The organism is Rheinheimera sp., from assembly GCF_036568245.1.
Taxonomy (GTDB): Bacteria; Pseudomonadota; Gammaproteobacteria; order Enterobacterales; family Alteromonadaceae; genus Alishewanella.
This window is the reverse complement of sequence record NZ_DATCSY010000055.1, coordinates 1-6545: the sequence shown is the minus strand read 5'-3', so window position 1 is coordinate 6545 and position 6545 is coordinate 1. Positions and strand designations below refer to the sequence as shown.

The following is a 6545-nucleotide window of genomic DNA, read 5'->3' as shown; positions in this document are numbered from 1 at the left end:
GCTGCGACTTTTTTGCTGTTGTTACCGGCTTTAGCTCAGGGGCAATCACAGTCTGACAGCCGCGCCTTTCGGCAGTGGTTAAAGCGCCTTGTACTGGGCTGGTCGGCTGCAGGTGTTGTACTGGCGCTGCTGTATCTGCCGCTGCAGGCTGGCGCGCTAGCCGAGGCCGGTATAGCGGGCATGGCCGACAGGCTGATGCTGCAGATGGTTTGGCAATCGGCAATGCGAACCCAGCTGCTGTTACTGCTATGTGGTTTTGCCACGCTGTGGCTGTGGGCCTGGCGTGTTAAACATAGCAACAAAATGGTTAGTATTACGCTAGTGAGTATCGCTGCGTTATTGCTGGCCGCCAGCTTCAGTCAAACCGGCCACGTTGCCAGTTTGACTGGCCTGTGGCAGCTGCTGCTAACGCTACATGTGCTTGCGATTGCGGCTTGGGTTGGGTCCTTGCTGCCGCTGTGGCAAAGCTGTTACCGCTTAGCCCCGGACAGGTTACTGGCACTGATGCAGCAGTTTGGCCGCGTAGCGGTAATTGTGGTGTTAGTGCTTATCAGCTGTGGCGTGTTGATACTACTGCAGCTACTCGATTCGCCTGCAGCACTGTTTGTAACCGACTATGGTCGTTTAATGCTGTTAAAGCTGATGTTGGTCGCGGCTATGTTACTGCTGGCAGCCTGGCATAAATTTAACCTGGTGAAAGCGTTGGCGCAGCATCAGAACAGCCGGTTGCTGGCGCGATCTATTTTTATCGAAATGCTGTTGGCGTTATTGGTACTGGTAACCTGCAGCAGCTTTACCACTGTAGTTGGCTTAGCAAGATAAGTCAGCTTTATCCAAATAATGACAACAGGATACCTATGATATTAAGCAAAAAAATCCAAACCTTAGCTGTTATCACCTTAGGCATGGCGTTGTTGTCATCCGCTGGTGCGCTGGCACATGGCAATGAAAAGCCTAACACCCCTGCCTTGTTTGTCGGCGAAAATACAGCGCCAGCGCAAGCGGTAAAAGCATTTCATCAGGCGTTACGATCTGGCGATGCCGCTGCTGCTCGCGCCATGCTGGCCGATGACGTGCTGATTGTCGAAGGCAACGGTGTTGAGCGCTCGGCTGATGAGTATGCCAGCCATCATATGCTGGCCGATATGAAGTTTATGGCGGCAGTGCAATCTGAAACGTTAGAGCATAAGACCAAGGTGCTGGGCAATGTGGCTTATTCGGTAAGCCGCACTCAGCTGACAGGCGAGTATAAAGACAAGCCGGTTGACGTGGTCAGTAAAGAAACGCTGGTGCTGGTAGATAAGGGCGACGGTTGGAAAATCGTGCATGTACACTGGTCACACTAAAGCGCCACTAGCAGGAGACGAAAATGAAGTTAACTCTGGCAGCGATAGTGCTGGTAGCCGTCGCGCTACTGACAGGTTGTAAAGACACGGATCCGGTGATGCCGGATACGAGTGCATCATCCAGCAGCGAACATTCCAGTGGTACTGAGCATAGCAATACTATGCCCGGCAGCGCTGATAAAACGGCTGAATTAACACTTACCGTATATAAAACGCCAAGCTGCGGTTGCTGTAAAAAATGGGTGTCGCATCTTGAGCAGCAGGGTGTGGTTGCACAGACAAAAAACTATGATGATTTAAGCGGCATAAAAACCCGTTATGGCATTACGCCACAGTATTATTCCTGTCACACCGCAGTATCTGAGCAAGGCTATGTCTTTGAAGGTCATATACCGGCGAAATACATCCGGCAATTCCTCGCTGAGTCGCATCCGGACGCGATTGGCCTTAGCGTGCCGGCTATGCCGCTGGGCTCACCGGGTATGGAAGTGGAAGACCGCTTTATGCCGTACGACATTTTGCTGCTGCATAAAGATGGCAGCGCCAGAGTTTACGCTCACATCAGCAATGCGGCCATGCAGTAAGTAGGGTAGTTGCAATACTTGCCGCTACGTGGTGCTGCAATGGTAACTAAATCAACGTGTTAGATAAATAAGTGCGGTGAGCAGTGCGGTCAGGCGTGCAACCTGCCGCACTGCGTATCACCGCGAAACGTTAGTCTGCCACTTTTGCTGACTTGCAGCTCATCTGCACATTACAGCAAGACGCAACCGGTGTAGCCGGGTAGCCTATTTCATCCAGTGCAGCCAGAATGTCTTCCTGCGACTGTGAGCTGTTCACTGTCAAGCTGTGACTGGCGATGTCGGCTTCGACAACCGCATTTTTGTCCAGCGCGCTAATGGCACGGTTAATTAAACTAACGCAGTGGTTACAGGTCATTTCGTCAATTTTTAACTTCAACATTGCAAAGCTCCTTAAGTAATTGGGCCAAAGCAGTCTGCGGCTTACCATAGTGGTAAGGTCAACACTTTTACACTGTTGATTTTTTTGGTGTTAGCCGCAGTTCATAATACTTGGCTACAAGCTACTTCTTTCTATATCGATGTACTGACGTTGTCATTTGCCTGCATTATTGCTTCACCTGCTTTGCTAGCGCAAACAAAGGTACTGATGCTTCAATTTAATAATTTGGTATCAATATTGCGTGTTAACTGCCACATTCATTCGAATTGCTGAACAGCATGGCTTTTATTTGAATTTACCACTTTAAATTGTAAGGATTACACGATGCAATATGTAAAATTTACGGTGATGATCATCACGTCCACTCTTCTTATGTTTCTCATGATGTATCTCAATACATATGCGATGCAGCACCTGTGGTTTAGTGAGACACGTGGCTATATGGCGCTGTACATGGGAGCCGGCATGGCAATCGCTATGCTAATCTTTATGTGGAGTATGTATAAAAGAAAGTTACTTAATATTTTAATACTAGCCATTTCGACCTTGGTCTTTTGCGTCTCTTTGTATCTTGTAAGGTCTCAGACCACTATCGCAGATGATTCATGGATGAAGGCAATGATTCCACACCATTCAATTGCAATATTAACGAGTAGCCGCGCCGGTATTAAAGATGTACGTGTTAGATCTCTGGCAGCTGAGATAATTAAAGCTCAAGAACGTGAAATTAAGGAAATGACATGGTTGATTAATGATATTAAAAAAAATGGCATAGCTGAATCAGAGCAAGAAGCCGCATTAAGACCTGTTCCGGCTTTTAATTCGGAATAGTTCATCATTGTGTTTTGTTAACTTAGCGAACAATAATTCATGTGAGTAAAGAAATGCGAAAATCAGCAACCTTATATCGTATGCATACAAGTGAGCATATTTGTCCATACGGACTTCGTTCAAAAAACTTATTGGAAAAGCAAGGTTTTGCAGTGGAAGATCACAAGTTGACTTCTCGTGAAGAAACTGACGAGTTTAAGAAAAAGTATAATGTAGAGACAACCCCACAAACCTTTATTGAAGGGCAACGAATAGGTGGTTACGATGATTTAAGAAAGCACTTTAACATGAAACCAGCAGGCCAAACGGGTACAACTTATACGCCTGTTTTAGCTATTTTTGCAGTGGCATTTTTAATGGCATTAGCTGTTAGTTTTGCCTACACGGAAAGTCCAAGTTTAATTAAGATGAGTGAACTTTTTGTTGCATTTAGCATGACAATTTTGGCCATTCAGAAGTTCAGAGATTTGTATAGTTTTTCAAACTCATTTATTACTTATGACTTGCTGGCAATGCGCTATCTGACCTATGCATATATCTATCCCTTTGCTGAAGCCTTCGCGGGGCTGGGGATGCTGGGAGCGCTACCATGGTATACAGTCGGTCCTGTTTCACTGTTCATTGGGAGTGTAGGAGCAGTATCTGTATTTAAAGCAGTATATCTTGATAAGAGGGAATTAAAGTGCGCTTGTGTCGGCGGAGATAGCAATGTACCACTCGGATTTGTATCACTAACTGAAAATCTATTTATGATTGCAGCAGGTATTTGGATGTTGACAAAGCCACTTTGGCTAACTGTGCAATGAGGTCCTGGCAGACGAGTTTAATGAATTACATAGATCAACAGTACAAAATTGCTGCATAGTGCGATATTGCGACATTTAAATCCTTTGCTTTTCCAACTTGCTGCTTACCTCGCTTAGACGACTCAACTCGTATTACCTGCGGCTAACCCAGCTAAAATCGCGCACTGAGAATTATGATCATCGCTACAACAATCAGATAACTGCTGCAACACTTGCTGCATTTGCTGCAGCTGGCTTATTTTCTGGTTAATATCGGCCAGATGCTGCTCCGCCAGGCGCTTTACGGCCCGGCTTTCACGGGCCGGGTCACGCCACAGCTGCAGCAACGACAATATCTCGTTTAACGAAAACCCCAGCTTTCTGGCCCGGGCGATAAAGCCCAGCAGCTGGAGCTGCTGGTTATTGTACAGCCGGTAGCCAGCGTCGGTGCGTGGCGATTTAGCCAGCAAGCCACTTTGCTCGTAATGACGGATCATCTTCGCCGACAGCCCACTGGCTTTAGCCGCTTCGCCGATAGTTAACAGGGTGCGCATGGCTACTCCTTAATTTTCCAGCGTTGTAATAACAAGGCATTGCTGACTACCAGAAAGCTGCTGCTCGCCATGGCCGCGCCGGCTATTACCGGGTTTAAATAGCCCAGCGCCGCCAGCGGTATACCGATGATATTAAAAATAAACGCCCAGAACAGGTTTTGCTGAATTTTACGGTAGGTTTTACCGGCCAGTGTCAGGGCTGCGGCAACCAGTACCGGCTCACCGCGCATTAGGGTAATAGCTGCCGCGCTGACGGCGACCTCGGTGCCCGTTGCCATGGCAATGCCTAAATCAGCCTGCGCCAATGCCGGCGCGTCGTTAATGCCGTCGCCCACCATCGCCACCTGGTAACCTTCACGCTGGCACTGCTGAATAAAACTGGCTTTATCGGCAGGTAATACTTCTGCCTGATAGCTGTCCAGCTTCAACTCAGCGGCAACAACTTCGGCACTGGCTTTGCTGTCGCCGGTTAACATGGCAACCTTAACACCCTGCTGCTGTAACTGCGCTACCGCCGCTTTAGCATGCGGTTTTAGCATATCACTGAAACAAAATAGTCCCAGTAGTTCAATGTTTTGCTGCTGTTTTCTGGCCAGCCAGGAGATAGATGCACCTTTGGCTGTAATGCGGTCCAGCGGCAATTCCAGCCCTAGTTCACGCATCCAGTGGCTACTGCCAAGCATCAACTCAGCGCCTTCATGCTGTGCTTTTACACCCTTGCCGGCTACGACGGCAAAATCAGTGATGGCAAGTGGGGCAATGTTTTCCTGCTCTGCTCTGGCCAGTATCGCTTTAGCCAGCGGGTGTTCACTGTGTTGTTGCAATGAGACCGCCAGTTGCAAAAGGTCGGTGTCTGTACCACTCAGGGCCGTTAACTGGCTTAGCTGCGGCTTGCCCTCGGTAAGGGTGCCGGTTTTATCAAATACGACATAATCTATCCGGGTTGCCCGTTCCAGGGCTACGGCATCTTTGACCAGAATGCCATGACGTGCGGCTGTACCGGTGCCAGCCATAATGGCCGCCGGAGTCGCGAGACCCAATGCACAGGGACAGGCAATAACCAGCACCGCTACTGCGTTTAATATGCCCAGCGTCCAGTCGCCGCTGTTAAAGCCCCAACCGAGTAACGTAATCAGTGCGATCACCAGTACTACCGGTACAAATATGCTGCTGATCTTGTCGACTAATGCCTGTACCGGGGCTTTGGCGCCCTGAGCCTGTTCTACCAGACGGATAATTTTTGCCAGCGTTGATTCGGCGCCTACGCTGGTAGCACGTAGCTCCAGTACGCCGTCCAGATTCAGTGCGCCGCCAACGACCTTATCACCACTGCTTTTATGCAAGGGTAAACTTTCGCCACTGATCAGCGCTTCATCAACATGGCTGTCACCACTGAGTACTTCGCCGTCTACTGCAATGCGCTCGCCCGGTTTAACCTGCACTGTTTCACCGCTTTGCACCGTTGCCGCAGCAACGAGCTGCCAGCTGCCATCCCGCTTAACTCTGGCCTCGCTCGGTTTAAGGTTCTCCAGCGCTCGCAGTGCATTGGTAGTGCGCCGCTTAGCGCGGTGCTCAAGAAATTTGCCCAGCAGCACCAGAGTTAACACGGCAGCGCTGCTTTCAAAATACAGGTGCGGCATACCGTGGTGGCCATCGAAGCTATACCACAAATACAGTGACAAGCCATAAGCCGCGCTGGTACCAATAGCCACCAGCAAATCCATATTGCCGCTGCCGGCTTTTACCGCGCCCCAGCCGGCTTTATAAAACCGCGCGCCGAAATAGAACTGCACCGGCGTAGCCAGCAGCCACTGCCACAAAGCAGGTAGCATCCAATCTTCGCCAAATAGCATCCCCAGCATAGGTAACACCAGTGGCAATGTCAGTACGGCAGCACCCACCACCGGCCACCAGGCCTGACGGTAGAATGGCGTCGTGTCGCTGTCTGCGGCCGCGGTAGATAAAGGCTTTTCAGCCAGGCTATAACCCGAGCCGGCCAGTGCTTGTTGCAGCGTTGCCGCGTCAACCGACTCAAGCAGTGCCAGGTTAACCTGCTCTGTAGCAAG

8 protein-coding genes are annotated in these 6545 nt (G+C 49.5%); 5 read left to right on the top strand and 3 right to left on the bottom strand.

Translation table 11 applies throughout. The annotated features are described in order from the left end of the window. From VIN66_RS02540 to VIN66_RS02530, 3 genes are all read left to right on the top strand, one after another. On the top strand, positions 1 to 822 hold an 822-nt coding region (locus tag VIN66_RS02540; protein WP_331922528.1), incomplete at its 5' end, for a CopD family protein. A 35-nt stretch (positions 823 to 857) separates the two neighbouring features. After that, positions 858 to 1346 carry a nuclear transport factor 2 family protein gene (locus tag VIN66_RS02535; RefSeq protein ID WP_331922527.1) on the top strand — a complete coding sequence of 163 codons (489 nt, stop codon included), beginning with the start codon at positions 858 to 860 and terminating at the stop codon, positions 1344 to 1346. 23 nt (positions 1347 to 1369) lie between these two features. Beyond that, positions 1370 to 1930 carry a DUF411 domain-containing protein gene (locus VIN66_RS02530; RefSeq protein WP_331922526.1) on the top strand — a complete coding sequence of 187 codons (561 nt, stop codon included), beginning with the start codon at positions 1370 to 1372 and terminating at the stop codon, positions 1928 to 1930. Positions 1931 to 2060: 130 nt separating this feature from the next. On the opposite strand, the gene VIN66_RS02525 is transcribed toward VIN66_RS02530, so the two are convergent. Continuing rightward, positions 2061 to 2309, bottom strand: a complete 249-nt coding sequence (locus VIN66_RS02525; RefSeq protein ID WP_331922525.1) for a heavy-metal-associated domain-containing protein — start codon at positions 2307 to 2309, stop codon at positions 2061 to 2063. A gap of 324 nt (positions 2310 to 2633) precedes the next feature. On the opposite strand from VIN66_RS02525, the gene VIN66_RS02520 reads away from it, so the two are divergent. Both VIN66_RS02520 and VIN66_RS02515 read left to right on the top strand, forming a co-directional pair. Further along, positions 2634 to 3140, top strand: coding sequence for a DUF305 domain-containing protein (locus VIN66_RS02520; RefSeq protein ID WP_331922524.1), 507 nt, complete (start codon positions 2634 to 2636; stop codon positions 3138 to 3140). A 53-nt stretch (positions 3141 to 3193) separates the two neighbouring features. Next, positions 3194 to 3946, top strand: coding sequence for a glutaredoxin (locus tag VIN66_RS02515; RefSeq protein WP_349257527.1), 753 nt, complete (start codon positions 3194 to 3196; stop codon positions 3944 to 3946). A 122-nt stretch (positions 3947 to 4068) separates the two neighbouring features. Here the strand turns inward: VIN66_RS02515 and cueR are convergent, their stop codons facing one another. Next, positions 4069 to 4479 carry a Cu(I)-responsive transcriptional regulator gene (cueR, locus tag VIN66_RS02510; protein WP_331922522.1) on the bottom strand — a complete coding sequence of 137 codons (411 nt, stop codon included), beginning with the start codon at positions 4477 to 4479 and terminating at the stop codon, positions 4069 to 4071. Between the two features lie 2 nt (positions 4480 to 4481). After that, the coding region (locus VIN66_RS02505) for a copper-translocating P-type ATPase (protein ID WP_331922521.1) at positions 4482 to 6545 on the bottom strand (2064 nt) is incomplete at its 5' end.